Origin of the sequence: Bradyrhizobium sp. LLZ17, assembly GCF_041200145.1 — a bacterium.
Taxonomy (GTDB): Bacteria; Pseudomonadota; Alphaproteobacteria; order Rhizobiales; family Xanthobacteraceae; genus Bradyrhizobium.
In genome coordinates this window covers 6,139,034-6,164,868 of record NZ_CP165734.1, presented here as the reverse complement: position 1 = coordinate 6,164,868, position 25,835 = coordinate 6,139,034, and the positions used below count along the sequence as shown (strand labels likewise).

Sequence of the window (25,835 nt, the reverse complement as noted above, 5' to 3'; positions counted from 1 at the left end):
AAATGCGAGAGGGAAGCGCCATGACCTCGTTCGAGACCGTCCTCGTGGAGAGGCCGGAGCCGGCGATTGCCCGGGTCGTGATGAACCGGCCCGATGCGCGCAATGCGCAGAACCTGCAAATGACCTACGATCTCAACGCTGCGTTCGACGCGGCGGTGCAGGACGATGCGGTCAAGGTCATCATCCTCGCCGGCAACGGTCCGCATTTCTCCTCCGGCCACGACCTGCGGCCGGGCGGCAAGAATGCCGCGGGCGTCGATTTTTCCGCCGATTGGAAATTGGGGCGGTTTCGCGGAAGCCAACGCGCATGGGCGCTTCGCGCGCGAGCAGGAAATCTATCTCCAGATCACGCGGCGCTGGCGCAACCTGGCCAAGCCGACGATCGCCGAAGTGCATGGCAAATGCATCGCCGGCGGCCTGATGCTGGCCTGGGCCTGCGATCTCATCGTCGCCAGCGACGACGCGCAGTTCTGCGACCCGGTGGTGACGATGGGCGTCTGCGGCGTCGAATGGTTCGTGCATCCGTGGGAGCTCGGCCCGCGCAAGGCCAAGGAGTTTCTGTTCACCGCCGACAGCTGGAGCGCGCAGGAAGCGCACCAGCTCGGCATGGTCAACCAGGTCGTGCCGCGCGCGGAGCTGTCATCGCGCGTGCTTGAGCTGGCGCGCCGGATCGCATCAAAACCTTCCTTCGCACTGAAGCTGACCAAGGAAGCCGTGAACCGCTCAGTCGATGTGATGGGCCAGCCCGCCGCAATCGACCAGGCCTTTGCATTGCATCAGCTTTGTCACGCACATAACCTCCAGGAATTCGGCATGGTGGTCGATCCATCCGGCCTGCATCCCTCCGTGCGCAAGCCGCCGGCAGCCGCGGAGTAAATACGATGGATCTCAATCTCAGCGACGAGCAGCGCTTGCTGCGCGAGAGCGTCGAACGCTTCGTGGCCGAAAGCTACGACGCCGATCACCGCCGCAAGATGGCGAACGATCCGCTTGGCTTCAGCCCGGCGGTCTGGAAGCAGTTCGCCGAGCTCGGCTGGCTGGCGCTGCCGGTCGCGGAAGAGTTTGGCGGGCTCGGTGGCGGCGCGATCGAGGTCGGCATCTTGATGGAAGCGTTCGGCCGCGGACTGGTGTCGGAGCCGTATATCGCGACGGTCGTGTTGGGCGCTGCGCTGATCGACAAATGCGGCAGCACCGCGCAGAAACAGGCAAGCCTGCCCAAGATCGCGGATGGATCATTGAAGCTTGCGTTGGCACATTCCGAGCGCGCGGCCCGGTTCGATCTGGCCAAGGTCGCAACGGTAGCTACCAAGACGGCGCAAGGCTGGCGTCTTGCCGGCAGCAAGATCGCGGTGCTCGACGGCCATGCCGCCGACGAGATCATCGTCTCCGCGCATCTGCATGATCATCAGGGACCATCGGGGCGGATCGGTCTCTTTCTGGTGCCGGCGACAGCGCAGGGGCTCGCGATCTCCGAATATCCGCGGTTGGGAGGCGGGCGCGCCTGCAACGTCGATTTATCCGGCGTGCAGCTTCCGGAAGACGCCTTGCTGGGCGACGGCAGCGACGCCCTGCCCGCGATCGAATGGGCCGTCGACCGCGCCATGGCCGCGCTCGGCGCGGAGGCGGTCGGCATCATGCAGACGCTTGTCGACACGACGCTGGAGTACACCAAGATCCGCAAGCAGTTCGGCCGGCCACTTTCGGCCAATCAGGTGATCCGTCATCGCCTCGCCGACATGGCGATGCAGGTCGACGAGGCCCGTTCGATGGCGCTGCGCGCGGCGCTGAAGGTCGACGCCGAACCGATCGAACGTGCCCGCGCTGCGTCGGGCGCAAAGGCGAAGATCGGCACGTGTGCGCGCTTCGTCGGCGAGCAGTCGATCCAGCTCCACGGCGGCATGGGCGTGACCGAGGAGCTCGAGGTCGGCGCCTATTTCAAGCGGCTCGTCGCCTTCGACACGCTGTTCGGCGGTAGCGCGCATCACTATCGCCGTCACGCCGAGCTTGGCCGCGCCGCCGTTTCAGCCTGAAGGGAGCACATCATGGACCTGGCCTTCAATGCGGAAGAGCGCGCCTTCCAGGACGAGGTGCGCGGCTTCATCACCAAGAATCTCACCGGGGAGATGAAGCGCGCCACCGCGCTGACGCCGTCGGTGTTCTCCGACCCCGATATCGGCATGGCCTGGCAGCGCGTGCTGCACAAGCAAGGCTGGGGCGCGCCAGGCTGGCCGGTCGAACACGGCGGCCCGGACTGGACGCCGGCGCAGCGCTGGATCTTCGAGACCGAATCCGCCCGCGCCGGCGTGCCCAACGTCAACGTGATGGGGGTGAAGATGGTGGGGCCCGTCATCATCGGCTTCGGCAGCCCCGAGCAGAAGAATTTCTACCTGCCGCGGATTCTCTCCGGCGAGGACTATTGGTGCCAGGGCTATTCCGAGCCGGGCTCCGGCTCCGACCTGTCCTCGCTGAAGACGCGCGCGATACGCGACGGTGACGACTACATCATCAACGGCACCAAGATCTGGACCACGCATGCGCATCACGCCAACCGCATGTTCGCGCTGGTGCGCACCAGCGACGGCCGCGGCAGCAGGACGGCATCAGCTTTGTCCTGATCGACATGAAGACGCCGGGCATCACCACGCGCCCGATCCTGACGATCGGCGGCGACCACGAGGTCAACCAGGTGTTTTTCGACGACGTGCGGGTGCCGGTCGCAAACCGTGTCGGCGAGGAAGGCAAGGGCTGGACCTACGGTAAATATCTGCTCGAATTCGAGCGCGGCTCCGGCATCGCATCGGCGAAGCTGCGCGAAGGGCTGAAGGCGATCTCGGAGCTGGCCGAGTCCGATCTGACCGGACGCGCCATCGATAGCCCTGACATCGCCACGCGCATCTCCGAGGTGGAGATCGACATCGACGCGCTGGAGATGACCGAGCTGCGCGTGCTCTCGGCGCTACAGACCGGGCAAAATCCCGGCGCGGTCTCGTCGATCCTGAAGCTGCGCAACAGCGAGATCCGGCAGGCCGTGACCCGGCTGGGCGCCGATGTGATCGGCCACGACGCCCTCGCGGTCGAGCCGATGCGTCCGCTCTACAAGCTCAATCACGAGCCGGCGATCCCGGAGGAGATGCTGACGGTGATGCCGGAATATCTCAACGGCCGCGCCTACACGATCTTCGGCGGAACGTCGGAGATCCAGCGCGATATCATCGCGAAGATGATGTTGGGGATTTAGCGCGAACTTTTTCCTCACCCTCGGTGTCGTCCCGGCGAAGGCCGGGACCCATACGCCGTGACGAAATTGTAGCGCGAAGCTGGTAACTGCAAATCTTCGCCGAATTAGACTCGGTGGCTATGGCTCCCGGCCTTCGCCGGGACGACGAGTTGGATTTGTGACGACAGCCAGCACAACAATGGCGCTAACCCGCCGCCTTCGCCTCCCGGATCGCCTTCCAGATCTTCTGCGGCGTCAGGGGCGTGTTGAGCTGGGTGATGCCGAGCTCGGCGAGTGCGTCCATCACGCCGTTGGTGACGCAGGGCGGGCCGCCGATCGCGCCGGATTCGCCGCAGCCCTTGGCGCCGAGCGGATTGGTGCGGCAGGGTGCGGTCTCGTCCAGCGTCACCACGAGCGGGGGCACGTCGTCGGCGCGCGGGATGCAGTAATCCTGGTAGCTCGCGGTGAGCAGCTGACCGTCGGCATCGTACGACACGCCTTCATACAGCGCCTGACCAATGCCCTGCACGACGCCGCCGTGGATCTGGCCCGTCACCAGCATCGGGTTCACGGCGACGCCGACGTCGTCGACCGTGGTGTAGCGCACGACCTTGGAGACGCCGGTCTCGGGATCGATTTGGACCTCGCAGATATGCGTGCCGTTCGGCCAGCTCGGCCCGTCGACCTCGCCTTCGAATCGACGCTGAGCCTCGCGCCGCTCTCCTCTCGGCGAGATCGAACAGGCTGATGCGCCGGTCGGTGCCGACCACGGTGAGCATGCCGCCCTGGTATTCGATGTCCTCGATCGAGGTCTCGAGCACGTTCGCCGCCTTCTCGCGCGCCTTCTGGATCAAATCGTTGGAGGAGACCGCAACCGCGGTGCCGCCGACGAACAGCGAGCGCGAGCCGACGCTGCCGAAGCCCATGGCGAGATCCGTGTCGCCTTGCACGACATCGATCTTGTCCATGGGGATGCCGAGCGTGTCGGAGATCATCTGGGTATAGGTGGTCTGCAGCCCCTGCCCCATCGCCATGGTGCCGGAATGCAGGATAACGCGCCCTTCCGAGGTCGCGTGCAGGCTGACTTTTTCGGTGTGGGCGCGACCACCGGTCCATTCGATATAGGAGGTCAGCCCGCGGCCGTAGAGCAGGCCCTTCTTCTTCGCCGCTTTCTTGCGCGCGACGAAGCCGTCCCAGTCTGCAAGCTTCACGGCGCGATCGAGCATGTGCGCGAAGGCACCGGGTCGTAAACCTGGCCCGCTGCGTTGGTATAGGGCAGCTGCGCCGGTTTGATGTAGTTCGCCTTGCGGATCGCGCGCGGATCCATGCCGATCTTTCGCGCGGCGGCGTCGAACAGGCGCTCGACGATGAACACCGCTTCCGGGCGGCCCGCGCCGCGATAGGCGCCGACCGGCGCGGTGTGGGTCATCACCGACTTCACCTCGAAATGCACCAGCGGCAGGTCGTAGACGCCGGTTTGCACGAACGGCCCGAGCACCAGCGGGATGATATTGCCCGTACCTGATGAATAAGCGCCGGTGCAGCCGATCGACTTGACGCGATAGGCGAGCACCTTGCCCTTGTCGTCGAGCGCGAAGGAGGCGGTCGAGGTGAGATCGCGGCCGTGGGTGCCACCGACGAATTCATCGGTGCGGTCGCCGCGCCAGCGGATCTTCCGGTTCAGCTTGGTCGCGGCGTAGGCGACGATGCCGTCTTCGGGATAGAGACTGGTCTTCTGGCCAAAGCCGCCGCCGATGTCGCCGACCAGCACGCGGACGCTGTCCTTGGGACGCTTCAGCACGGATTCCGCCAGCAAGTCGCGGGTCGAGGCCGGCGTCTGCGACTGCACATGCAGGAGCAGGCGGCCGGACGTTTTGTCGATCTCGGCAATGGTCGAGCGCGGCTCCATGGCCGAGGGTACCAGGCGCTGGCTGACCAGATCGAGCTCGACGGTGTGCGCGGCGTTGGCAAACGCAGCATCCACCTTGGCGGCATCGCCATAGCTCATGGCGCCGACGATGTTGTCGGGCGCCTCGGGCCACACCACGGGCGCACCGGACTTCACAGCCTCGACGGGGTCGACGACCGCGGGCTGCACGTCGTATTCGACGACGATCGCTTCGGCCGCACTCTGGGCCTCTGCACGTGACGCAGCCACCACTGCCGCCACCGCCTCGCCGGTGTAGCGCACCACCTCATGGGCGAGCAGCCGCCGCGGCGGCACCGTCATCGGCTTGCCGTCCGGGCGCTTGAAGATGCTCAGCGTCGGGAGGGTGCCGACGTCGTCCTTGATCAGATCGGCGCCGGTGTAGACGGCGGTGACGCCGGGCATCCCGGCCGCTGCACTGATATCGATCGAGACGATGTTCGCGTGCGCATGCGGCGAGCGCAGCACGTGCAACCACAGCGCGCCGTCCTCCGGCTTGTCGTCGATGAACTGCCCCTTCCCGGTGAGCAGCCGCTGATCTTCCAAACGCTTGACGGGCTGTCCCGCTCCGAAACGCAAATTGCCGGGAAGAATGTTCATTCCGTGGGGTCCTCAGGGTCTTTTCAAATCGGGCTGCCTTTTAGCGGATCGAGGCAGGCGAGACCAGCCGCGGTTTTGGGCGGGATGTCCACGATTTCGTCATGCCCGGGCTCGTCCCGTGCATCCACGTTCTTTTCGTGTGAAGGCGCGTGGATGCCGGGCGTAGGCAAGTGAAAGCGACGCCGTCCTTCGGACGGCTATGCCCGGCCATGACGACTACGGAGAGAGCTCGGCTAAAGCCGCTTCCACGATCTTGCGCTGGTCGGCGTTAAGCGCTGCCTGCGGCGGGACGGGATCGCCGACGTCGTAGCCCTGGAGCGCAAGCCCGGCCTTGATGCAGGCCGCGAGATTGAAGCGGGCGAAGGTCTCGTTGATGCGCCACAGCCTGCGCTGGAGCGCCATGGCCTCGTTCCAGCGAGCGGCCTTGCAGAGGTCGTAGAGCGCGACGCTCTGGCGCGGAATGATGCAGGCCGGTCCCGCCATCCAGCCGACACCGCCGATCAGCATCACCGCGGCCGGGATATGGGCGGAGGCCGAGAACACGCGCAAGCTATCGCCGCAGCGGTTCATGATCGAGAGCAGCCGGCCGGTATTGGTCGAGGCATCCTTGATGTAGCCGATGCGCGGATGCTCGGCGAGCCGCGCGATCACGTCGAGGGTCAGGTCGGAGCGCTGGAATTGCGGATTGGTGTAGATGACGACGGGAATGTCGACGGCGTCCGCAATGCTGCGGAAGTAGGATTCAACCTGGGCATCGGCGAGCGGGAAATAAGCATCGAGAATTGCCAGAATGCCCTCGGCGCCGACCTTCTGATAGGCCTGCGCCTGCGCCACCGCGTCCGCCGTCGAGGTCGAGACGACGCCGGCCACGACCGGCACGCGACCGTTTGCGGCCTCGATCGTGGTCTGCACGACCGAGGTGCGCTGCGCGGCATTGAGATAGGCGAACTCGCCGGTCGAGCCGAGCGGCGTCAGCCCGTGAACGCCAGCACTGATCAGATCATCGCAAAGTCTGCCGAGCACGCCCGTCCGCACCGCGCCGTCGGCATCGACTGGCGAAACGAGATAGGGGAAGACGCCGTGAAATTCGAGCATGTCGGGGAATAATCCGGATATTTGGGGGGGCAACTCGGCCCACGCCACTTATCCGGTGCTAACATGGCCCCCATTGGCCGGCAAGCAAGCCTCGAGATGAACCGACGTGTCACGTCGGCGGACTAACGTGGGATCGAGGCAAACCATCGGGAAGCCACATGTTGATCGTCACCACCGAGAACATCGCGAACCACCGCGTGGTCCGGACGCTGGGCCAGTGTTTTGGCATCGTCGTTCGCAGCCGCGGGCTTGGCGGCAATATCGTCGCCGGCCTGCGTTCGATCGTCGGGGGCGAGATTCCGGAATATACACGGCTCCTGGAGGACGCGCGCCGCCACGCCATCGATCGCCTGGTCGAGAACGCTACCGCGATGGGCGCCAATGCGATCGTGATGATGCGGTTCGATTCCGCCGAGATCGGCCAGAACATGAGCGAGATCGTTGCTTACGGAACGGCCGTCGTGATCGAGCCGGCGGCACACTAGGGATGGGAGCATGTCCCTGACGATCGGCATCGCGGCGCTCCTGATCGCAATCGTGCTGCTCATTGTCGGCCATTTCCTGCCGTTCGGAGTGCCGCTGACATTCGTCGGGATCGGCCTGATCGCGAGCCTGATCTACGACACCCGCTATAAGCCGGCCTCGAAGCAGCCGATCGGGCCCGGCTGGGTCGACACCGGCGAACGCTTCATCGACCCCGAGACCAACAAACACGTCGCCGTGTTCATGCGGCCCGAGTCCGGCGAGCGGGACTATCGCGAGCTCTGAGCTGCTCGCTTACACCTTGAGCAGACGCACGCGCGTGCCCCAGGGATCGACGGCCTCGACGCCGTTCGAGAGCGCCGTGACCTTTGCCCCGCCCTTGCGCAGACGCTCTTGCTGGGCAGCGAGCAGATCCTGCTTCTCCGTCACCAGCGAGAACCAGGCGAGCCCGGTCATGGAATCGTCGCGCTGGCCGGCACCTTCGCTCTGCCAGACATTCATGCCGAGGTGATGGTGATAGCGGCCGGACGACAAGAAGGCGGCGCCGTTGCGTTTACGCGTCGGATCGAGGCCGACCGTGCCATGGTAAAAGCCTTCGGCCTGGGCGAGATCGCCGACACGCAGATGCATGTGGCCGACGCGCAGGCCGTCCGGCGCCTTGGCGTAGTCGGGGACGCGCGTATTGGTCAGCGACAGCAGGTCGGGAATGTTGAGCTCATCGGCCGCCATCTTCACGCTGCCCTCGCTCCACTGCCATTGCGACGGATCGCGGTCGGCATAGACCTCGATGCCGTTGCCTTCGGGATCGTCGAGATAGACGGATTCGCTGACGAGGTGATCGGCAAAACCCGACAGCGACACGCGATGCGAGGCCGCATGCACCAGCCAGCGCGCGAGATCTTTGCGCGTCGGCATCAGGAACGCGGTGTGGTAGAGCCCGGCGGTATTGCGCGGCTCGATGGCGGCGTTGGCACGCGCTTCCAGCACCAACAGCGCGATCCCGTCGGTGCCGAGCGTGGCGGCGGTCGCTGAACGCTCCATCACGCCGAGCCCGATCACGTCGCGGTAGTAGTCCGCCACCCTGTCGAGATTCTTGACCCGGAGCGTCACCATGCCGACTCGCATCGGCGTGCGGCTGGCATAGGTCGGGCCGCCGCCCTGCGCGATGCCTTCGGCCCGGGCCGCGGCCGCGGCGGCCATCGCCAACGAGGTGGCGCCGGCGAGTTGAAGCAGGGTACGGCGGGTGAGGTCGATGGTCATCGGTCAGGACTCGCTGAAAATTGGTGGAGGCCGTGCGGCGCAATCTGGCGATTGCTACACGTTCCCGTGAGCAGCTCCCAATCACATGTTCGTCGGCCGTGGTCTTACGGGGCGGTGTCCTGGCCACCCGGCCAGTTTCGCAATCGACCGCGACATCCCAGATTGAGGGCAATTTACAGGAGCTTGCCATGACCGCCCCCACCCCTCTGTCTTCGCTATCGTCCGCGCTCGCGGACGTCGTGGCGCGCGTAGCGCCGTCCGTTGTCTCCGTGCACTCGCATCGCTCCCGCTCAACCGGCTTCGTCTGGAAGCCCGGCCTGATCGTCACCGCCGACGAGGCGCTGGCCGACGAGGGCGAAGTCCAGATCGTCCTTGCCGACGGCAGCATGGCTGCGGCCACGATCGTCGGCCGCGACCACACCACCGACATCGCGCTGCTGCGCGCCGATACCAGCATCGCCCCGGTCAAGCTCTCGACAACGGTCCCTGCCCTCGGCACGTTGTCGGTCGTCGTCGCCACCCATCGCGACGCGCCGAGCGCGGCGCTCGGGATGGTATCGCTGTCCGGCAAAAGTTGGCGCAGCCTGCGCGGCGGCGACATCGATGCGCGGATCGAGCTCGACGTTCGCCTGCGTCCCGGCCAGGAGGGCGGCCTTGCACTCGATGCCTTGGGCGAGGCCTTCGGCATGGCCGTGCTCGGCCCAAGGCGCGTGCTCGTCATTCCGACAGCCACAATCGAGCGCGTCGCGCCCCAGCTCGAGACGCGCGGCCACATTGCTCGCGGATATCTCGGCCTCGGGCTCCAGCCGGTGCGGCTCGACGACGGCGTCGGCGCGATGGTGATGAATGTCGACAAGACCGGCCCATCCGCTGCGGCCGGCATCCGCCAGGGCGATGTCATCGTGGCGGTCAACGACCAGAAGCTCTCCGGCGTGCGCGCGCTGTCGCGCACGCTGGGACCCGCGAGCGTCGGTTCGGTGGTCGACGTCGCGGTGCGCCGCGGCGGCGAGCCGGCCAGCTTCAAGGTCACGGTCGGTGAGAGGCCGGAGGCGTGAGCGAGGGCAACACGCCCGAGATCGTGCTGTCGCTGCAGATCGACGATCCCGCCCTCGCCGATCGGCTGGCCACGCTGCTCGGCAATGTCGCCGGGCTTCGCCTCGCCGCGCCCGGCGAACAAGCCGCCGCGACGGTGGTCGCCCGCGACCCCCGCAGCATGCCCGAAGACATCGCACTGACGCAGCGCGAGCTCGACGTACTGGCCCTGATGGCGGAAGGTTCATCCAACAAGATGATCGCGCGTCAGCTCAACATCTCGGTGCATACCGTGAAATTCCATGTCGGGTCACTGCTCGACAAGTTGGATGCCACCGGCCGCACCGATGCGGTGGCGCATGCCGCGCGCCGCGGCGTGATCGAGCTCTAGGCCAGGCAGGGCGGGAAGCTCAGCTGGACCGTCAGGCCCGGCGCATTGTCATGCAGCGCGATCTCGGCGCCATGGAGGCGAGCAACCGCCGCGACCAGACTGAGGCCCAGGCCGTTGCCCGGGGTGTAGCGGCTCTGTTCGAGCCGGTAGAAGCGCTTGAACACGTGATCCCGCTCCTCAGTGGCAATGCCCGGACCATCGTCGGCGATTGCGATCATCGCGCCGTCGCCGGCGCTGCGGCAGGTGACGGTCACCTGTCCGCCCGCACGGCCGTGCTTGATCGCGTTGTCGACCAGGTTGGCAATGGCATCGAACAGCAGGTCGCGATCGCCGGTGATCGCCACCGCGTGGTCGCCGCCGAGGCTGAGACGGGCGGCAACCTGCTCGGCGGCGGCGTCGTAGAGCTCGACGACCTCACCTGCGATCTCTGCAAGGTCGAGCGCGCGAAAGGCGCTCTTGCGCGCGCGAGTCTCGATCTCCGAGATCCGCGTGATCGAGGCGAACATGCCGAGCACGGCGTCGAGATCGGCGATGGCGTCGCCGATCAGCGCCGCATCGGCCTCGCCATCGCGCGGAGCGTGATAGGCTTTTTCCAGCCGGCCGCGCATGCGGGTCAGCGGCGTACGCAAATCGTGGGCGACGCTATCGCTGACCTGCTTGACCTCACCCATCAGCGTCTCGATGCGATCGAGCATCTCGTTGAGGTTTTCGGCGACGCGATCCCATTCGTCGTGGCTGCCGCGCAAGGGGATGCGCTGGTCGAGGCCGGCAAGCATGATCGCGCGGCTGGCGGCATTGATCTCTTCGATCCGTCCCACGGTGCGCCGCGTCACCAGCACGGCCGCGAGGCCGGCCAGCACCACAAGCAGCACGGCAACCGCGATCATCGCAAGCTCGATCATGGCGGTGAAACCGTCGTGATCGCCGGCATCGCCGACACGGCTCCTCACATAAGCGAGCGTGCCGAGATAGACATAGGCCATGATCGCCGCGACGATCAGCCCGAACGCGGCGATCGCGATCAGCGCCAGCCGGAAGGTCGACGAAAGAAGCGTCTTAGCCAGGAGCACGGATGCAATATCCGATACCGCGGATGGTGTGGATCAGCGGATAGGCCTGGGCATCGTCGACCTTGCGACGGACGCGCCCGACATAAACGTCGATGATGTTGGTGGAGGGATCGAAATGCAGATCCCAGACATGCTGGAGCAACATCGCGCGGGAGACGACGCGGCCCTCGTTGCGGACGAGATATTCGAGCAACTGAAACTCGCGCGGCAGCAGCGGAATTTTACGGCCGCGGCGGCTGGCATTGCGTGCGATCAGGTCGATAGCGAGATCGCCGACCCGCAAAAGCGTGTCCTTGGCGATGGTCTCACTGCGGCGGCCGAGGGCCTCGAGACGCGCAAGAAGTTCGACGAAGGAGAACGGCTTGACGAGGTAGTCATCGCCGCCGGCGCGCAAGCCGCGCACGCGATCGTCGACCTCGCCCAGCGCGGAGATGATCAGGAAGGGAGCCGCGATACCGTCGTCGCGCAATTGCCGCATCACGGTGATGCCGTCGATATCGGGCAGCATTCGGTCAATGGTGATCACGGCGTAGTCGCGCGCGGCGCCGTGGCTCAGGGCCTCGCGGCCGGTCGCGGCGAGATCGACATCATAGCCCGAAATCGTCAGCTCCTCGACGAGCTGGCCTGCGGTTTCCGGATCATCCTCAACGACCAGGATACGGCGGTGATCTCCGGTCATGGCAAACTCCGCACGACGATCGCCACCAGACTATCCCGTTCCGGGGCTGAGCGGAACCGCCCGGTGGCGAGCGCGACAATGGTGCGGTCCGGCGATGCTAGTACCAACTATCCCCGCACACATTGACCCATTGCCAGCCATAGGGCGTCCAGCTCCTGCGCCAGCAGCTGTCGTTGTAGCCGGCGTAGACAAAGGGGGCGCCGAAGACGGCAAAGCGGTGGAAACCGTGATGACGGAAGAAGAACGCATGGCGGCCGATGAAAGGCCTGCCGTGCCAGCCGGAGCCGGCGAAGCGCGGCCCGATCGCCGCATGTGCGAAGCGGGCGCCACCGAAAGCCGGTCCGCCGAAATGAGCGAAGTGCGCGCCGCCGCCCATGCCGCCGACATGCATGCCGCCGCCGAAGCCGCCGCCGTGCATGCCGCCGCCACTGAAATGGCCACCACCACCGAAGCCGCCGTGACCGCCGCCGCCTCCACCTCCACCTCGGGCGAGCACGGGCGACGCGACCGCCAGCGCGGCAGCCATGGCCGCCGCGACGATGCCTGTGAGAAGCCTGTTGTTCATCTGAAGTCCTCCTTGTCGCAGCGAGGTCTCGCCGCTCCAGAGGATCAGATGAGGAAAATGCGCGCTCACCTTCAACTTACAAATGCGCCAGATTCTGACGCGGAAGTTAGGGTATCCGAGCTCTCTCACACCCTCGCCCCGTTCTTACGGGGAGAGGGTGGGCTGAGGGGCTGTTTCCACGAACACGATTTGGGTTGGAACTACGACACGCGGGAGTCGGATGGACGATTGACCCGGCCAAAAGCTTGCCCGGCCCCTGACCCGGAATCCGCGCTGCGCGCGAATTCCGACCTCTCCCCGCAAGGAGCGGGGAGAGGTTAAGAGTTCACGCGCGCTTGCCGTTGTTCTTCTCGGCAGCCTTGCGCAACGCCTCGGCGAGTGCACCACCGCCGCCGGAGGATTCCGGCTTGCGCGGCGCCGACGAGGTCATGCGGGTGGTGTTGCGCGAATTGTCGCGCTGCATGCCGGGTGCATCCTTTTTGTCCCCGACCTCATCGTCAAGCCGCAGCGTCAACGAGATGCGCTTGCGCGCGACCTCGAAGTCGAGCACCTTGACCTTGACGATATCGCCCGGCTTCACCACCTCGCGCGGATCCTTGATGTAGGTCCTGGACATCGCCGAAATGTGCACGAGCCCATCCTGGTGCACGCCGATATCGACGAAGGCGCCGAACGCCGCGACGTTGGTCACGGTGCCCTCGAGGATCATGCCCTTCTTGAGATGCTTGATCTCCTCGACGCCCTCCATGAACACCGCGGCCTTGAACGCCGGACGCGGATCGCGGCCCGGCTTTTCGAGTTCGCGCAGGATATCGGTGACGGTCGGCAGACCAAACGTCTCGTCGACGAAATCCTTGGGCTTCAGCGTACGCACGATTTCGGTGCTGCCGATCAGAGCCTTGATGTCGCTCTTGGTCGCGCTAAGGATACGGCGCACCACCGGATAGGATTCCGGATGCACGCCGGAGGCGTCGAGCGGGTCTTCGCCGCCGAGGATGCGCAGGAAGCCCGCGCACTGCTCGAACGCCTTCGGCCCCAGTCGCGGCACCTCCTTGAGCGCCTTGCGCGACTTGAACGGGCCGTTGGCGTCGCGATGCTGCACGATGCTTTGCGCGAGGCCGGAGCCGACGCCCGACACCCGGGCGAGCAGCGGCGCAGACGCCGTATTGACGTCGACACCGACCGCGTTGACGCAATCCTCGACCACGGCATCGAGCGACTTGGCGAGCTTGGCCTGACCGAGGTCGTGCTGATACTGGCCGACGCCAATCGCCTTGGGCTCGATCTTGACGAGTTCGGCGAGCGGATCCTGGAGCCGACGCGCGATCGAAACCGCACCGCGGAGGGTGACGTCCAGATCGGGCAATTCCTGCGACGCGAAGGCGGAGGCCGAATAGACCGACGCGCCGGCTTCCGACACCACGATCTTGGTCATCTTCAGCTCAGCCAGGCCCTTGACGAGATCGGCTGCCAGCTTGTCGGTCTCGCGCGAGGCGGTGCCGTTGCCGATCGCAATCAGCTCGACGCGATGCTTCAGCGCGAGCTTGCCGAGAATCGCAAGCGACTCGTTCCACTGCCGCTGCGGCTCGTGCGGATAGATCACGGCGGTGTCGACAACCTTGCCGGTGGCATCGATCACGGCGACCTTCACGCCGGTGCGGAAGCCGGGGTCGAGGCCCATGGTGACGCGGGTGCCGGCGGGCGCGGCCAGCAGGAGGTCGCGCAAGTTGGAGGCGAACACGCGCACGGCCTCGGTCTCCGCCGCGTTCCACAGCCGCATGCGCAGGTCGATGTTGAGATGCACCTGGATCTTGGTGCGCCAGGCCCAGCGCACGGTGTCGATCAGCCAGCGATCGCCTGGCCGCTTGAGGTCGGCAATGCCGAACCGCTTCATGATCTTCAGCTCATAGGCGCCCGGCACGCCGGCCGGCGGCGCTTCGGCCTCGGCCTGGATCTGGAGGTCGAGGATCTCTTCCTTTTCGCCGCGGAACATCGCGAGGATGCGGTGCGACGGCAGTTTCGTCAGCGGCTCCGAGAATTCAAAATAGTCGGCGAACTTTTCGCCCTCGGTCTTCTTGCCCTCGCGCACCTTGGAGACCATGCGCGCATTGGTCCACACCTCTTCGCGCAATGCGCCGATCAGGTCGGCGTCCTCGTCAAAACGCTCGACCAGGATGGCGCGAGCGCCGTCGAGCGCAGCCGCGGCGTCCGCGACGCCCTTCTCGGCGTTGACGAAGGTCGCCGCCACCACCTTCGGATCGTTGGTGGGCTCTGCCATCAGCTGGTTGGCGAGCGGCTCGAGGCCGGCTTCCTTGGCGATCTCGGCTTTGGTGCGGCGCTTCGGCTTGAACGGCAGATAGATGTCTTCGAGGCGCGCCTTGCTGTCGGCGGCGAGGATGCTGGCCTCGAGCGCGGCATCGAGCTTGCCCTGCTCGCGGACCGACTCGAGGATCGCCCTGCGGCGATCTTCGAGCTCGCGCAGGTAGACCAGACGCTCCTCCAGCGTGCGCAATTGCGCGTCGTCGAGCGCACCGGTTGCTTCCTTACGATAGCGGGCGATGAAGGGAACCGTGGCGCCGCCGTCGAGCAGCGTCACCGTCGCCTCGACCTGCTCCGCTCGAACCCCGAGCTCCTGCGCAATTTTCTGGTTGATATTCGCCACGCGAGATCCCTCTGTCCAAGCACGCAACGCGAACCGAAACCGGCCGCGGGACGCCGCTTATGGACCAACCGAGGTTGATTCATCAAGGTGCGGCGCGCAACCGTCGACAGAGGTTTTTTTGTCAAAACGATGCGATCTCGCCACAATCGTGGGGGTGTGGGCGCTTCCACTTGCCTCGACCAAGATGGCAGCCCCGTCATCCGGAGGTGCGAACCATGGGGTGCAACGCGCACCATGGTGAGCCTCGAAGGATGAACGGCCGGGTGCAGCCGGGCCGTCGCCCTTCGAGGCTCGCTGCTCGGTGCTGCGCACCGACCTGCTCGCGCCTCAGGGTGACGGTGACGAGTGAGGCTTCTGGCTTGACAGCCGCTCCAGTTCAGCGGCTGTTTTGTTCGCCGGACTCCTGAATCCACACGAGGACCACTATGCGTACCACATCGGTTGGCGTCATCAGGATCGCTACCAAGGGTCCCGGCGACGTCTCCGGGCTGATGGCCATGATCGGCTCCGGCGCGATTGACCCGGCGTCCATCCTGGCCATCCTCGGCAAGACCGAGGGCAATGGCGGTGTCAATGATTTTACCCGTGAGTACGCGGTCGCGGCGCTGTGCACAGCACTGGCGCCAGGGCTTGGCCTGTCGGCGGACGAGGTCGAGCAGCGCATCGCCTTTGTGATGTCCGGCGGCACCGAGGGCGTGCTCAGCCCGCATATCACGGTGTTCACGCGCGAAGAAGCCGAGGCACGGCCGGCAGACATCCCGGGCAAGCGCCTGAGCATCGGCATGGCGCATACAAGGGATTTCTTGCCCGAAGAGCTCGGACGCTTCGCGCAGATCGCAGAGACGGCCAACGCGGTCAACGCGGCCATGGAGGATGCCGGCATCGCCGATCCCGCCGACGTCCATTTCGTGCAGATCAAGTGCCCGCTGCTCACCAGCGATCGCGTCGAGGCCGCAGCGGCGCGCGGCAACAAGACGGTGACGACAAGCTCTTACAGCTCGATGGCTTATTCGCGCGGCGCCTCCGCGCTCGGGGTGGCGGTGGCGCTCGGCGAGGTCGCACCCGGTATCCACGACGAAGATGTGCTGCGGCGCTACGATCTGTTCTCGAACGTCGCCTCGACCTCGTCCGGGATCGAGCTGATGCATAATGTTGTCATCGTGCTCGGCAATTCAGCATCGTCCGCGAGCAAATTCGAGATCGGACACGCCGTGATGAGCGACGCCATCGACTCCTCAGCGGTGATGTCGGCGTTGAAGAGCGTCGGTCTCGGCATCGCGCCGCAGGCAAAAGCGGGCCGCGAACTCGTCAATATCTTTGCCAAGGCCGAAGCCTCGCCGAACGGCAGCGTGCGCGGCTTTCGCCACACCATGCTGGAGGATACCGATATCAGCTCGACACGCCACGCCCGTGCGGCCGTCGGCGGATTGATCGCCGGCCTCGCCGGCACGGGCGCGGTCTACGTCTCCGGCGGCGCCGAGCACCAGGGGCCCGCTGGCGGCGGGCCGGTTGCAGCGATCGCCAGGCTCTCGAATTGAGGCGGTGACCTCTCCGCCCGGCGCAACCCTGCCCCTCGCGCCGGCTCAGTTGATTCAGGCGGTGCCTTGCGAAAGGAAGGTAGCCACATCAAGAGGATCTGGGTTTCATGACTTTGCCGATGAGCTGGAATGAATGGGCACAGCACGACGGCGTCGGACTGGCGGCGCGCGTCCGCAAGGGCGAGCTGACTGCGAAGGATTTGGCGCGCCAGGCCGCCGCCGGCGTCGCCAAGGTCAACCCAACCCTGTCGGGCGTGGTCGAGCTGTTCGAGGACGTGATTGCCGATCCGGCCAAGGACGGCGCCAATCTCGGCGGCCCGTTCGCGGGCCTGCCCTTCCTGATGAAGGACCTTGGCCCGACCATGAAGGGGCGGCTCCAGGAGATGGGCTCGCTCTTGATGCGCGGCAATCGCGCCGCCGCCGATACCTTCCTGACCGGAAAGTTACGCCAGGCCGGACTGAACCTGATCGGCCGCACCACCACGCCGGAGTTCGGCGTGTGCAGCTCCGCTGACAATCCGGCCGTCTATGTCACGCGCAATCCGTGGAACACCGATTATACCACCTGCGGCTCCTCGGCGGGCAGCGCCGCGATGGTCGCGGCTGGCGTGGTTCCGATCGCGCATGCGACCGACGGCGGCGGCTCGATCCGCATTCCTGCCGGCGTCAACGGCAATATCGGCCTCAAGGTCTCGCGCGGCGTGTTCTCACTTGCTCCGCACATGTCCGACCTCACGGGTCTGGTCTCGATCCAGGGCTGCCAGTCACGCTCGGTGCGCGACACCGCCGCGTTCGTCGACCACGCCCGCGGGCCCGCGCCCGGCGAGTTCATGCCGTTCTGGACCACCGCGCAGCCTTATTCCGAAATGATCAAGCGCGATCCGGGCAAGCTTCGCATCGCGCTGTCGCACACATGGGGCGATTACACCGCAACCCCGCACATCGCCGCCGAGCTCGAGAAGACCGGCCGCTTCCTCGAAGGACTCGGCCATCACGTCGACTATGCGCTGCCCGAGCTCGACTTCCGCGCCGCCTTCGCGGCGCAGACCACCTGTTACATCAGCAATTTTGCCGTGGTGATCTCTAACATGCTCGCCGCGCGCGGGCTGGAGCGGCCGCCCGAGGAGCTGGTCGAGCCGGTCAACATCCGGATCTGGGAGGCCGGCCGACATACGAGCTTCGCCGAGCGGGCGAAGATGCAAGGCGTGTTCAACACGACCTCGCGCGCCTTCGGCGGCTTCTTCGAGCAATGGGACGTCATCCTCACGCCGATCACCGCGCTGCCGACGCCGAAGGTCGGCACCAAGGAATATCTCACCATCTCAGACAATCCGGACGTGCTCGACTGGTTCGGCAATCTCTGGCGCAACTTCGCCTTCACGCCGCTCGCCAATCTCTGCGGCATGCCGGCGATCTCGATGCCGATGGCGAGCAACGAGCATGGCCTGCCGCTCGGCATTCAGGCGCTTGCGAAGCAGGCCAATGACGGCCTGCTTCTGCAACTCGCCGCCCAGATCGAGCGCGCGCTCGACGGCAAGTGGAACGGCGGCAAGAAGCCGAAGGTGCATGTCGCACACGCGTGAGCGGCGATCGCATCGAGATGCGATCGCGTGCTGACAAGTTTAGTTTTTCACCGCCGGAATCTCTTCCGTCGGCTGCTGCCGGCCCTGCTGATACATCGCGAGCGCCTTGTCGAGCGCTTCGCGCAAGGCGAGCGCCGCGGCCACGCTGCAGCGCAGATGCGCGGTCTGGACCACGTCGACCCTGACGGCGGCGCCGACCGGCATCAGCAGATTGGCGGCGAGCTCGATCTGGATCGCGCCGTTGTGGTGGCCGAAACAGGAGGCGCCGTCGAAATAGATGATCGGAGCCCGCTCGGAGCTCGAGCTCGAAATGGTGACAGGCCCCTCGGTAGTGACGGGCGTTTCGGGGTCGACCATGGGATACTCCTCGCGGGCAGTGGACGAACGCCCACCATCGTTGCTTCGGAGCGCGCTGTCGAGGCCAAACCGGCCCGGGTAGCCGCGCCGTACGCAAAGCAGGCGGGGTTTTGCGCAGCAGCGATCACTGGTCTAGAACATCACCATGTCAACGTCACAGACCACTGCGATTCCGTTCGAGGAACTCGCCGAGGCCGTCAAGGGCCGCCGTTCCGATTACGGCCAGTTCAGCGGCCTTCGGCTCGATCGGTTCGCGCCGGGCGAAGCCTGGTCGAGCCTGCCCTACCGCCCCGTCTTCGTCGGCGACACCGAGACCGGCGTGCTGCATGGCGGCGTCGTCACCGCGATGCTGGACGAGAGTTGCGGCATGGCGGTGCAGCTCGCACTGGACGGCACCCGCGCGATCGCCACGCTCGACCTGCGCATCGACTATCAGAAGCCGGCGACGCCCGGTCTCGACATCAAGGCGCATTCGGTTTGCTACCGCACCACCCGCTCGATCGCCTTCGTGCGCTCCACGGCGTATCAGGAGTCCGAGGACGATCCGGTCGCAACTGCCACCGGCTGCTTCATGGTCGGCGCCAACCGCACCAACATGCTCGCGGACCGCGGGATGGATTCGCGCAGCTTCCCGACGCTGGAGGCGCCGGAGGATCCGGACGGCCCGTTCGCCAACAGCCCGTTCGCGCGCTGCCTCGGCATTCGCGTCAACGACGACGGCACGCTGACCATGCCATTCTCGCCGGTGATCATCGGCAATCCGATCCTGCCCGCGATCCATGGCGGCATGACCGGAGCCTTCCTCGAGACCACGGCGATCCTCGGCGTGAGGCGCGAGCTCGGGATCGCGGCGTTGCCGAAGCCGATCGGGCTGACCGTCAATTACCTGCGCTCCGGCCGCGCCCTCGACAGCTTTGCCAATGTCTCGATCGTGAAACAGGGCCGGCGCATCGTCGCCTTCGAGGCGCGGGCCTGGCAAGACGATCCGGACAAGCCGATCGCCTCCGCCTTCGGTCATTTCATGCTGCGCCCGACGCCTGGAAACCACGAGGAATAGGCGTATTTTACTTGACGGCCTGGGCATAGGACCCAACGATAGCGCGTTCCCGCGAGAGGTATTGGGTTGCGGCATCCGATCGACATCGTCGCCATGTTCGCCGCGCTGTGGCTGTTGGCGTCGATGGTGCTTGATGCCGTCACGCCGAAGGAGCTGACGGCCGTCCTGATCGCCATCGCGATCGGTCCCGCCATCATCATCACCGCCGTGTTCTACTATCTGCGCTGCCCGCGCACGGATTTCGCGGTGATGTTCGCAGCCCTTGGCTGATCTCGGACATCGGCATTGCCCTCATCTCGCCGAAGCAACTGCCGCATTTCCTGATCGCGCTCGGCTTCGTGCCCGCCATGCTGATCGGCATCGTGCTGCACTGGCAGCGCTTCCGACGCCGGCACGAGCGGCTGCCAGTGCCCTCGGTGAAGCGGGGCTGAGGGAAGCGCAGCCGGTGTTTACCTCTCCCTTCGGGAGAGGTGAACCGAACCGCCTCAGCCGAAATCAGCGCGATAGCAGATTGGTCTTCGCGAGATCGAGCACCTCGTCACCGCGGCCGTTCGCATCACGGCTTGTTTATTGCGGCTCAGTCCTGCGCAATCGCCCGATCATAGGCCGCGATTGTTGCCTTGGCACGGGTGGCGACATCCCCGCCGTCATGCCGGGCTTGTAGAGGCTGGAGCCGAGCCCGAACGCCGTCACGCCGCCCTTGATGTACTCGGCAAAATTCTGGTCGGACACGCCACCGACGGCTGCGATCACGACGCCGGCCGGCAACACGGCGCGGATCGCGGAAATGCCGGACGCACCAAGCACGCTCGCCGGAAAGAATTTCAGGCTCGACGCGCCGGAGCGCGCCGCAAGCAGCGCTTCGGTCGGCGAGAACACGCCGGGCATCGTGACCATGCCGTGCTGATGCGCGCGCGCCAGCACGCCGGTGTCGACATTCGGCGACACCATCAGCTTGCCGCCGACGTCGTTGAGACGATCGACATCCGCAGTGGTCAGCACCGTGCCGGCCCCAATCAGCACGCCGGCCGGCGCCTGTTTCACGGCTGCCGCGATGGAGCGGAACGGATCGGGCGAGTTCAGCGGGATCTCGATTGCGGTCATGCCGGCCTCGATCAGCACGCCGACGATGGCCTCGGTCTCCTCCGGTTTCACACCGCGCAGGATCGCCACCAACGGACGCTTCATCGGCGGAAAGGGAATGCTCATCTCGAGGCTCCTTCTACTTGGTCCAGATCGACGCAGCCGCCATGGACAGGCCACGGCGGACCGCTTCATCCGCATCGACCGACGTCACAGCGACCGACAGCGCCTCGAAAGCGTGCCGGTACAGCATCGCGAGCCGCCCCGATGCAATCAAGGTCATGCCGGATTTCGGTACGGTGCCGGAGAGCCCGGCCGCCAGCTCGACGCCGATCAACGTGCCCGACAGCGTCTCGCGCGCTGCGGCCGGCGTGCCGCCGAACAGAAGCTGGCGCGATCGCGCGCCGAACAGGAGATTGGCTGTGAAGGCAGGCGCGTTGAATGCAGCGATCACCGCCGTCTTGAAGCTCGCGACATCTTCGGCATCATCGGCCCCGGCCACTGCCAGCGACAGAATCGTCTCGCGCGAGACCACACTGAAGAGCTCGCCGGTCATGAAGGTGGAAAAATGCGCGACCGTGCCGTCCTGCACATGGACCCATTTCGAATGGGTCCCGGGCATGCAGACCAGCGCCTCGCCTGCGGCACCGAGACCGAGCGTGCCGACCAATTGGGTCTCCTCGCCGCGCATCACGTCCGGCGCGTTCGCGTCGCGTTGTGCAATACCCGGCAGGATGCGGATATCGCGCGTCTGACCCGGCACGCGCGCGGCCTGCTTGAGGACGGCGGAGAGCGGCGCCGGCGTATCGACATAGCCGGCTTCGACCCAGCCGGTGCGGGCGCCGGCCATGCCGCAGACGAGTACGGGCAGATGATCCGGCGCTTCGACGGCAGTAAGATGCGATTGCAGCACGCCGGCAAAGCCGGCCTTGGCCGCCGCCAGCATGCCCTCATCACTGCGTCGCTCGGCCAGTACACGGCCGGTGCGATCAACCAGCCACAGGCGAAAACTGCTGGTGCCCCAGTCCACCGCGACATAGGCGGGTTCGGTCATCTCGAAACTGTCCTCGTCTCATCGGCAAGACAGCGTCTCGCGATAATGAGACGAGGCCTCGCAAATCGACCCCGGATATCGGCTATTGCCGCCACAAACCAGCGTTTTTTCGCCGGTCGCGGGCTGCCGCCGCACTGGCACACCGCTTGCTCAAATCTCTCCGCTCACGTCCGTGAACCGCGCAGCAAGACGCGTCAACATCAGATGAGGAAACCATGGAGATCGGCTATTTCACGATGCCTTCGCACCCGCCGGAGTGCGGCCTGAAGGAAGGACAGGATTGGGACCTGCAAGTGATGCGCTGGCTCGACGAGCTCGGCTATCAGGAGGCCTGGGTCGGCGAGCACCACACCGCGCCTTGGGAACCCAATCCCACGCCGGACCTCCTGATCGCACAGGCGCTGATGCAGACCAAGAACATCCGCATCGGACCGGGCGGGTTCCTGCTGCCCTATCACCACCCGGCCGAACTCGCCAACCGCGTCGCGATGCTCGATCACCTCTCCGAGGGCCGGCTCAATTTCGGCGTCGCGGCCTCGGGCCTGCCGAGCGACTGGGCGATGTTCAACGTCGACGGCATGAGCGGGCAGAACCGCGACATGACGCGCGAGGCGCTTGAGATCATCCTGAAGCTTTGGTCCGATCCCGCGCCCTTCACCTACAAGGGCAAGTACTGGACCGTGACCAAGCCGGATACGATGTTCGACTTCCTCAAGCCGCACATCAAGCCGCTGCAGGCGCCACATCCGCCGATCGGCGTCGCCGGGCTGTCCAAGAACTCCGACACGCTAAAGCTTGCGGGCGAACGCGGCTTCATCCCGATGAGCCTCAACCTCAACCCGGCCTATGTCGGCAGCCATTGGGATTCGGTCGAGATCGGCGCCGCCAAGACCGGACGCAAGCCGAACCGCCAGGACTGGCGGCTTGTGCGCGAGGTGTTCGTCGCCGATACCGACGAAGAAGCATGGAAGCTCTCGACCGGCGACATGATGGGCCGGATGATGAGCGAATATTTCCTGCCGTTGCTCGGCCATTTCGGCTTCAAGGACTATCTGAAGCACGCACCCGACGTGCCCGATAGCGACGTCACCGTCGAATATTGCGCCAAGCGGAACTGGATTGTCGGCTCGCCCGCGACCGTCGCCGAGAAGATCGAGAAGATCTACGACGAGGTCGGCGGCTTCGGCGTGCTGCTGGTTTTCGGCTTCGACTACAAGCACAAGGCGGAAGCCTGGCACCACTCGCTGTCGCTGCTCAAGAACGAGGTGATGCCGCGCCTGAAGCATCTCGGCTCCGCGCGCAAGGCGGCTTGACCGGAGGCGGGTGCGGCGCGATCGTGCCGCACCCGCACTCGTTTCGGAGATTTCGGCGTGAGCGTCGATGCGAAGGATTTCAAGCAGGCAATGCGCCAATGCGCCGGCGCGGTCGCCCTGGTCACGGTGGGCGCCGAGCACGGCAAGCGCACCGGACTGACGGTAACATCGGCCTGCTCGCTGTCGGACAATCCGCCGTCACTGATCGTCTGCGTCAACCGCAACGCCAGCGCGCACGCGCGGATCCGCGAGGAAGGCGCCTTCGCAATCAACTTCCTGCACGAGGATCATGCGCTGCTCGCGCTCACCTTCAGCGGCCAGAAGGGCGTCAATGGCGACGACCGCTTTGGGTTCGGGCAATGGACGCGCGGCGTAACCGGCGCGCCGGTGTTGAGCGATGCGGTGGCCGTATTCGACTGCGTGCTGACGCAGGAGTTCGAGACCAAGACGCATTCGATCTTCGTCGGCGAGGTGCGCGGCGTGTCGCATTCGGACGGGGTCGCGCCGCTGGTCTACCTGCGCAGCAGCTTTCACGTCCCTCAGGAAATCCGCGGCACCGTGACCGTCGGCGATCTCGACTCGCGCCATCTGAGCTGGAGCGATTTTTCGTAAGAGCGCAACAAGTTCGGTGCGCCCTTCCTTCTCCCCTTGTGGGAGAAGGTGGCGCGAAGCGCCGGATGAGGGGTCTGCTTCAGCGAATTCAACAGCAACAGAATCGCGCGGCGAGAGAACCCCTCACCCGTCTCACCGCTTCGCGGCGAGCCACCCTCTCCCACAAGGAGAGGGAAGAAAGCGCACCGCTTTGCAAATTGTCTGTCGCTACTGCGCCGTCTCGATCTTCAGCTGCTTGATTTTGCGATAGAGCGTCGCACGACTGAGCTTCAGCGCGCGCGCCGCTTCGCTCACGCGGCCATCGTGCTTGCGCAACGCCTCGACGATCGTCGTGCGCTCAGCTGCCGCCAAATCCGACTCTGCCGCACGGCCGCCAAACGGCGGCAGATCGAGATCGGCGTCGGTGATCAGACCATCCTCCGCCGTGCAGCCGGCGAGCCGCAGCACGTGGCGGAGCTGGCGCATGTTGCCGGGAAACGGATAGGCCGCGAGCAACGACCAGGCCTCATCCGAGAGGCGGCAATCCGGCGCCTCCTCGCGCGCGATCTGGCGGATGATATCGTCTCTGTCCGCGCGCTCGCGCAGCGCCGGCAATCGCACCTCCATGCCACGCAGACGAAAGTAGAGGTCGGGGCGGAAGGCGCCCTGTTCCGCCATGCGGCCGAGATCGCGGTGGGTGGCGCTGATCAGGCGGATGTCGACGGGCACCGGTTTCAGCGCGCCGAGCGGCCAGACCTCGCGATTCTCCAGCACGCGCAGCAACCGCGTCTGCAACGCAATCGGCATGTCGCCGATCTCGTCCAGGAATAGCGTGCCGCCGTCGGCCTGCACGATCAGGCCCTTCGAGCCGTCGCGCCGCGCGCCGGTGAAGGCGCCGGCCTCATAGCCGAACAGTTCGGCATCGATCAGGCTTTCCGGCATCGCCGCGCAGTTCAGCGCGACGTAGTGGTTGCGGGCACGATGGCTCGCAGCGTGAATGGCGCGCGCGAACACGTCCTTGCCGACGCCGGTCTCGCCATGCAGCAGCACCGGCAGATTGTGATCGCCAATGCTTTTCAGTCGTTTCACGCTCTTGACCAGGCCGGGATCGCGGCCGGCGAGCCGAGAAAGCGCATTGAAGCGGTCCACAGGGACGTCATGACGCTGCATGGGCGGCCGTGCCCGCCGCGGCGGCGCGACATGCCCGCGCCCCAATGGACTGCCATCGGCCCGGCGCAGCTCGATGATGTCGTCCGCATTGCGCGCGGGATGATCGAACTTGATGTAGCGCGACAGATCGATGCCGGACGCGATCATACCATCGGTGAGACCCAGCAGGGCACGTGCGGAACGGCAGGCGCCGACGATGCGGCGATCCTCGTCATAGGCGAGCAGACCGCTGCCGCCGTCCCCCGGCACGGACGCGATCCAGGCATTACGGAAACGGTCGCGAAAGATCACGTCCTCCATCCGCCGCGCCGCTTGCATGGTCACGGCCAGCGCAAGCTGATGCGCGGTGCGGCTGAGATCATCACGGCAGGACGTGATGTTGACGGCGCCGGCGAGGCGGCCGGCCTCGTCGAACAGCGGCGTCACAGCGCAGGAGAACATGTGCCATTGCGCACGAAAATGCTCGTCGCGATGAACCAGGATCGGCTTCTGCTCGGCAAGCGCGGTGCCGAGCCCGTTGGTCCCCTCGAACGTTTCAGCGAAGTTCGAGCCGGTGTAGATCTTCCAGTCCATGAACATCTTGGCGTCGGCTTCGCCGGGCAGACGGCTGAACAGCATGGTCGCGTTCGCGTCCGCCAGGTTGACACAATAGCCGGCGTCACGCAGCACGCGGGCGAGATCGTCGAGCTCGGGTGTGAGGAGACGGATCGTCTGCTCCAGCGGCTCCGCGACGTGGCGGATCTCGGCCTCGGTCAGCGTCTGTGGCGGCCCCTGACGGGCAGGGTCAAGCTTGTGGCTGATCAGACAGCGCCGCCAGGAATTGGCAATGCGCGAAGAGGCATCGACGTCGGCCACATGATTGGCGACGGACAAGACACGGGCGACATGGTTCGAGGCCGAAAGGCTGGCCATCGCGGACGTCTCCACCCTGTATTATTGTGCAAAGTCTGGCACCACAGGCGGGGATGTCAATCGGGAACCGGGTTCACCGTCATTCCGAGGCGCGCGTCAGCGCGAGCTACGGTGCGCAGTTGCGCACCTGAGAATCTCCAGATTCCGGGTTCGATGCTTCGCATCGCCCCGAAATGACGTCCTCCACACATTGCTG

Annotated in this window: 20 protein-coding genes and 5 pseudogenes; 13 read left to right on the top strand and 12 right to left on the bottom strand. The window is 65.7% G+C overall.

The annotated features are described in order from the left end of the window. Positions 1–20: 20 nt before the first annotated feature. The 3 genes and pseudogenes from AB8Z38_RS29625 to AB8Z38_RS29615 all read left to right on the top strand — a co-directional run bounded on the left by AB8Z38_RS29625 (position 21) and on the right by AB8Z38_RS29615 (position 3,238). Positions 21–876 (top strand): annotated as a pseudogene (locus AB8Z38_RS29625) (enoyl-CoA hydratase). A gap of 5 nt (positions 877–881) precedes the next feature. Further along, positions 882–2,030: an acyl-CoA dehydrogenase family protein gene (locus AB8Z38_RS29620; protein ID WP_369721195.1), complete on the top strand. Its 1,149-nt coding sequence runs from the start codon at positions 882–884 to the stop codon at positions 2,028–2,030. Between the two features lie 12 nt (positions 2,031–2,042). Next, positions 2,043–3,238 (top strand): annotated as a pseudogene (locus AB8Z38_RS29615) (acyl-CoA dehydrogenase family protein). 184 nt (positions 3,239–3,422) lie between these two features. On the opposite strand, the pseudogene AB8Z38_RS29610 reads toward AB8Z38_RS29615, so the two are convergent. The 3 genes and pseudogenes from AB8Z38_RS29610 to AB8Z38_RS29600 all read right to left on the bottom strand — a co-directional run bounded on the left by AB8Z38_RS29610 (position 3,423) and on the right by AB8Z38_RS29600 (position 6,839). Continuing rightward, a pseudogene (locus tag AB8Z38_RS29610) lies at positions 3,423–4,443 on the bottom strand (xanthine dehydrogenase family protein molybdopterin-binding subunit). Next, entirely contained in the window at positions 4,425–5,744 is a 1,320-nt protein-coding gene (locus AB8Z38_RS29605) for a xanthine dehydrogenase family protein molybdopterin-binding subunit (RefSeq protein ID WP_369721194.1), read from the bottom strand. The pseudogene AB8Z38_RS29610 and the gene AB8Z38_RS29605 overlap by 19 nt, the downstream one beginning before the upstream one ends. A 216-nt stretch (positions 5,745–5,960) precedes the next feature. After that, the gene (locus AB8Z38_RS29600) at positions 5,961–6,839 is read right to left on the bottom strand and encodes a dihydrodipicolinate synthase family protein (RefSeq protein ID WP_369721193.1); all 879 of its coding nucleotides are present in this window, start codon (positions 6,837–6,839) and stop codon (positions 5,961–5,963) included. Positions 6,840–6,997: 158 nt separating this feature from the next. Between AB8Z38_RS29600 and AB8Z38_RS29595 the strand changes: the two genes are divergently transcribed. Next, positions 6,998–7,324: a YbjQ family protein gene (locus tag AB8Z38_RS29595; protein WP_369721192.1), complete on the top strand. Its 327-nt coding sequence runs from the start codon at positions 6,998–7,000 to the stop codon at positions 7,322–7,324. 10 nt (positions 7,325–7,334) lie between these two features. After that, entirely contained in the window at positions 7,335–7,607 is a 273-nt protein-coding gene (locus AB8Z38_RS29590) for a hypothetical protein (RefSeq protein WP_369721191.1), read from the top strand. A 9-nt stretch (positions 7,608–7,616) separates the two neighbouring features. Here the strand turns inward: AB8Z38_RS29590 and AB8Z38_RS29585 are convergent, their stop codons facing one another. Further along, positions 7,617–8,582 carry a VOC family protein gene (locus AB8Z38_RS29585; RefSeq protein ID WP_369721190.1) on the bottom strand — a complete coding sequence of 322 codons (966 nt, stop codon included), beginning with the start codon at positions 8,580–8,582 and terminating at the stop codon, positions 7,617–7,619. A gap of 188 nt (positions 8,583–8,770) precedes the next feature. Here AB8Z38_RS29585 and AB8Z38_RS29580 point away from each other — a divergent pair, with 188 nt between their 5' ends. Together AB8Z38_RS29580 and AB8Z38_RS29575 are read left to right on the top strand one after the other, a co-directional pair. Next, positions 8,771–9,637 (top strand): S1C family serine protease, encoded by an 867-nt coding sequence (locus AB8Z38_RS29580; RefSeq protein WP_369721189.1) that lies wholly within the window; start codon positions 8,771–8,773, stop codon positions 9,635–9,637. Continuing rightward, complete coding sequence (locus tag AB8Z38_RS29575) at positions 9,634–10,005, top strand: response regulator transcription factor (RefSeq protein ID WP_369721188.1); 372 nt, start codon at positions 9,634–9,636, stop codon at positions 10,003–10,005. Before AB8Z38_RS29580 ends, AB8Z38_RS29575 begins: the two co-directional genes overlap by 4 nt. Here AB8Z38_RS29575 and AB8Z38_RS29570 read toward each other — a convergent pair. The 4 genes from AB8Z38_RS29570 to AB8Z38_RS29555 all read right to left on the bottom strand — a co-directional run bounded on the left by AB8Z38_RS29570 (position 10,002) and on the right by AB8Z38_RS29555 (position 14,981). After that, on the bottom strand, positions 10,002–11,075 hold the full coding sequence (locus AB8Z38_RS29570; RefSeq protein ID WP_369721187.1) for a sensor histidine kinase: 1,074 nt from the start codon (positions 11,073–11,075) through the stop codon (positions 10,002–10,004). The genes AB8Z38_RS29575 and AB8Z38_RS29570 overlap by 4 nt on opposite strands. Continuing rightward, positions 11,062–11,754, bottom strand: a complete 693-nt coding sequence (locus AB8Z38_RS29565; RefSeq protein ID WP_369721186.1) for a response regulator transcription factor — start codon at positions 11,752–11,754, stop codon at positions 11,062–11,064. Before AB8Z38_RS29565 ends, AB8Z38_RS29570 begins: the two co-directional genes overlap by 14 nt. A gap of 97 nt (positions 11,755–11,851) precedes the next feature. Continuing rightward, the gene (locus tag AB8Z38_RS29560) at positions 11,852–12,319 is read right to left on the bottom strand and encodes a hypothetical protein (RefSeq protein WP_369721185.1); all 468 of its coding nucleotides are present in this window, start codon (positions 12,317–12,319) and stop codon (positions 11,852–11,854) included. A gap of 325 nt (positions 12,320–12,644) precedes the next feature. Next, positions 12,645–14,981 (bottom strand): Tex family protein, encoded by a 2,337-nt coding sequence (locus tag AB8Z38_RS29555; RefSeq protein ID WP_369721184.1) that lies wholly within the window; start codon positions 14,979–14,981, stop codon positions 12,645–12,647. A 425-nt stretch (positions 14,982–15,406) separates the two neighbouring features. On the opposite strand from AB8Z38_RS29555, the gene AB8Z38_RS29550 reads away from it, so the two are divergent. Continuing rightward, a complete protein-coding gene (locus AB8Z38_RS29550) occupies positions 15,407–16,519 on the top strand; it encodes a ring-opening amidohydrolase (RefSeq protein WP_369721183.1) in 1,113 nt (370 codons plus the stop codon). Between the two features lie 107 nt (positions 16,520–16,626). After that, positions 16,627–18,102: an amidase gene (locus tag AB8Z38_RS29545; RefSeq protein WP_369721182.1), complete on the top strand. Its 1,476-nt coding sequence runs from the start codon at positions 16,627–16,629 to the stop codon at positions 18,100–18,102. Positions 18,103–18,141: 39 nt separating this feature from the next. On the opposite strand, the gene AB8Z38_RS29540 is transcribed toward AB8Z38_RS29545, so the two are convergent. Continuing rightward, entirely contained in the window at positions 18,142–18,459 is a 318-nt protein-coding gene (locus AB8Z38_RS29540; protein WP_369721181.1) for a hypothetical protein, read from the bottom strand. Between the two features lie 145 nt (positions 18,460–18,604). Between AB8Z38_RS29540 and AB8Z38_RS29535 the strand changes: the two genes are divergently transcribed. Both AB8Z38_RS29535 and AB8Z38_RS29530 read left to right on the top strand, forming a co-directional pair. Beyond that, entirely contained in the window at positions 18,605–19,516 is a 912-nt protein-coding gene (locus tag AB8Z38_RS29535) for a PaaI family thioesterase (protein ID WP_369721180.1), read from the top strand. Positions 19,517–19,582: 66 nt separating this feature from the next. Then, positions 19,583–19,947: pseudogene (locus tag AB8Z38_RS29530) on the top strand (hypothetical protein). A 146-nt stretch (positions 19,948–20,093) separates the two neighbouring features. Here AB8Z38_RS29530 and AB8Z38_RS29525 read toward each other — a convergent pair. Then, a pseudogene (locus AB8Z38_RS29525) lies at positions 20,094–20,725 on the bottom strand (2-dehydro-3-deoxy-6-phosphogalactonate aldolase). A 13-nt stretch (positions 20,726–20,738) separates the two neighbouring features. Beyond that, the gene (locus AB8Z38_RS29520) at positions 20,739–21,653 is read right to left on the bottom strand and encodes a 2-dehydro-3-deoxygalactonokinase (RefSeq protein WP_369721179.1); all 915 of its coding nucleotides are present in this window, start codon (positions 21,651–21,653) and stop codon (positions 20,739–20,741) included. 215 nt (positions 21,654–21,868) lie between these two features. Between AB8Z38_RS29520 and AB8Z38_RS29515 the strand changes: the two genes are divergently transcribed. Further along, positions 21,869–22,966: an LLM class flavin-dependent oxidoreductase gene (locus tag AB8Z38_RS29515; RefSeq protein WP_369721177.1), complete on the top strand. Its 1,098-nt coding sequence runs from the start codon at positions 21,869–21,871 to the stop codon at positions 22,964–22,966. A gap of 57 nt (positions 22,967–23,023) precedes the next feature. Continuing rightward, on the top strand, positions 23,024–23,578 hold the full coding sequence (locus tag AB8Z38_RS29510; RefSeq protein WP_369721176.1) for a flavin reductase family protein: 555 nt from the start codon (positions 23,024–23,026) through the stop codon (positions 23,576–23,578). 207 nt (positions 23,579–23,785) lie between these two features. Here AB8Z38_RS29510 and AB8Z38_RS29505 read toward each other — a convergent pair whose 3' ends face one another. After that, entirely contained in the window at positions 23,786–25,639 is a 1,854-nt protein-coding gene (locus AB8Z38_RS29505) for a sigma-54-dependent Fis family transcriptional regulator (protein ID WP_369721175.1), read from the bottom strand. Positions 25,640–25,835: the final 196 nt, after the last annotated feature.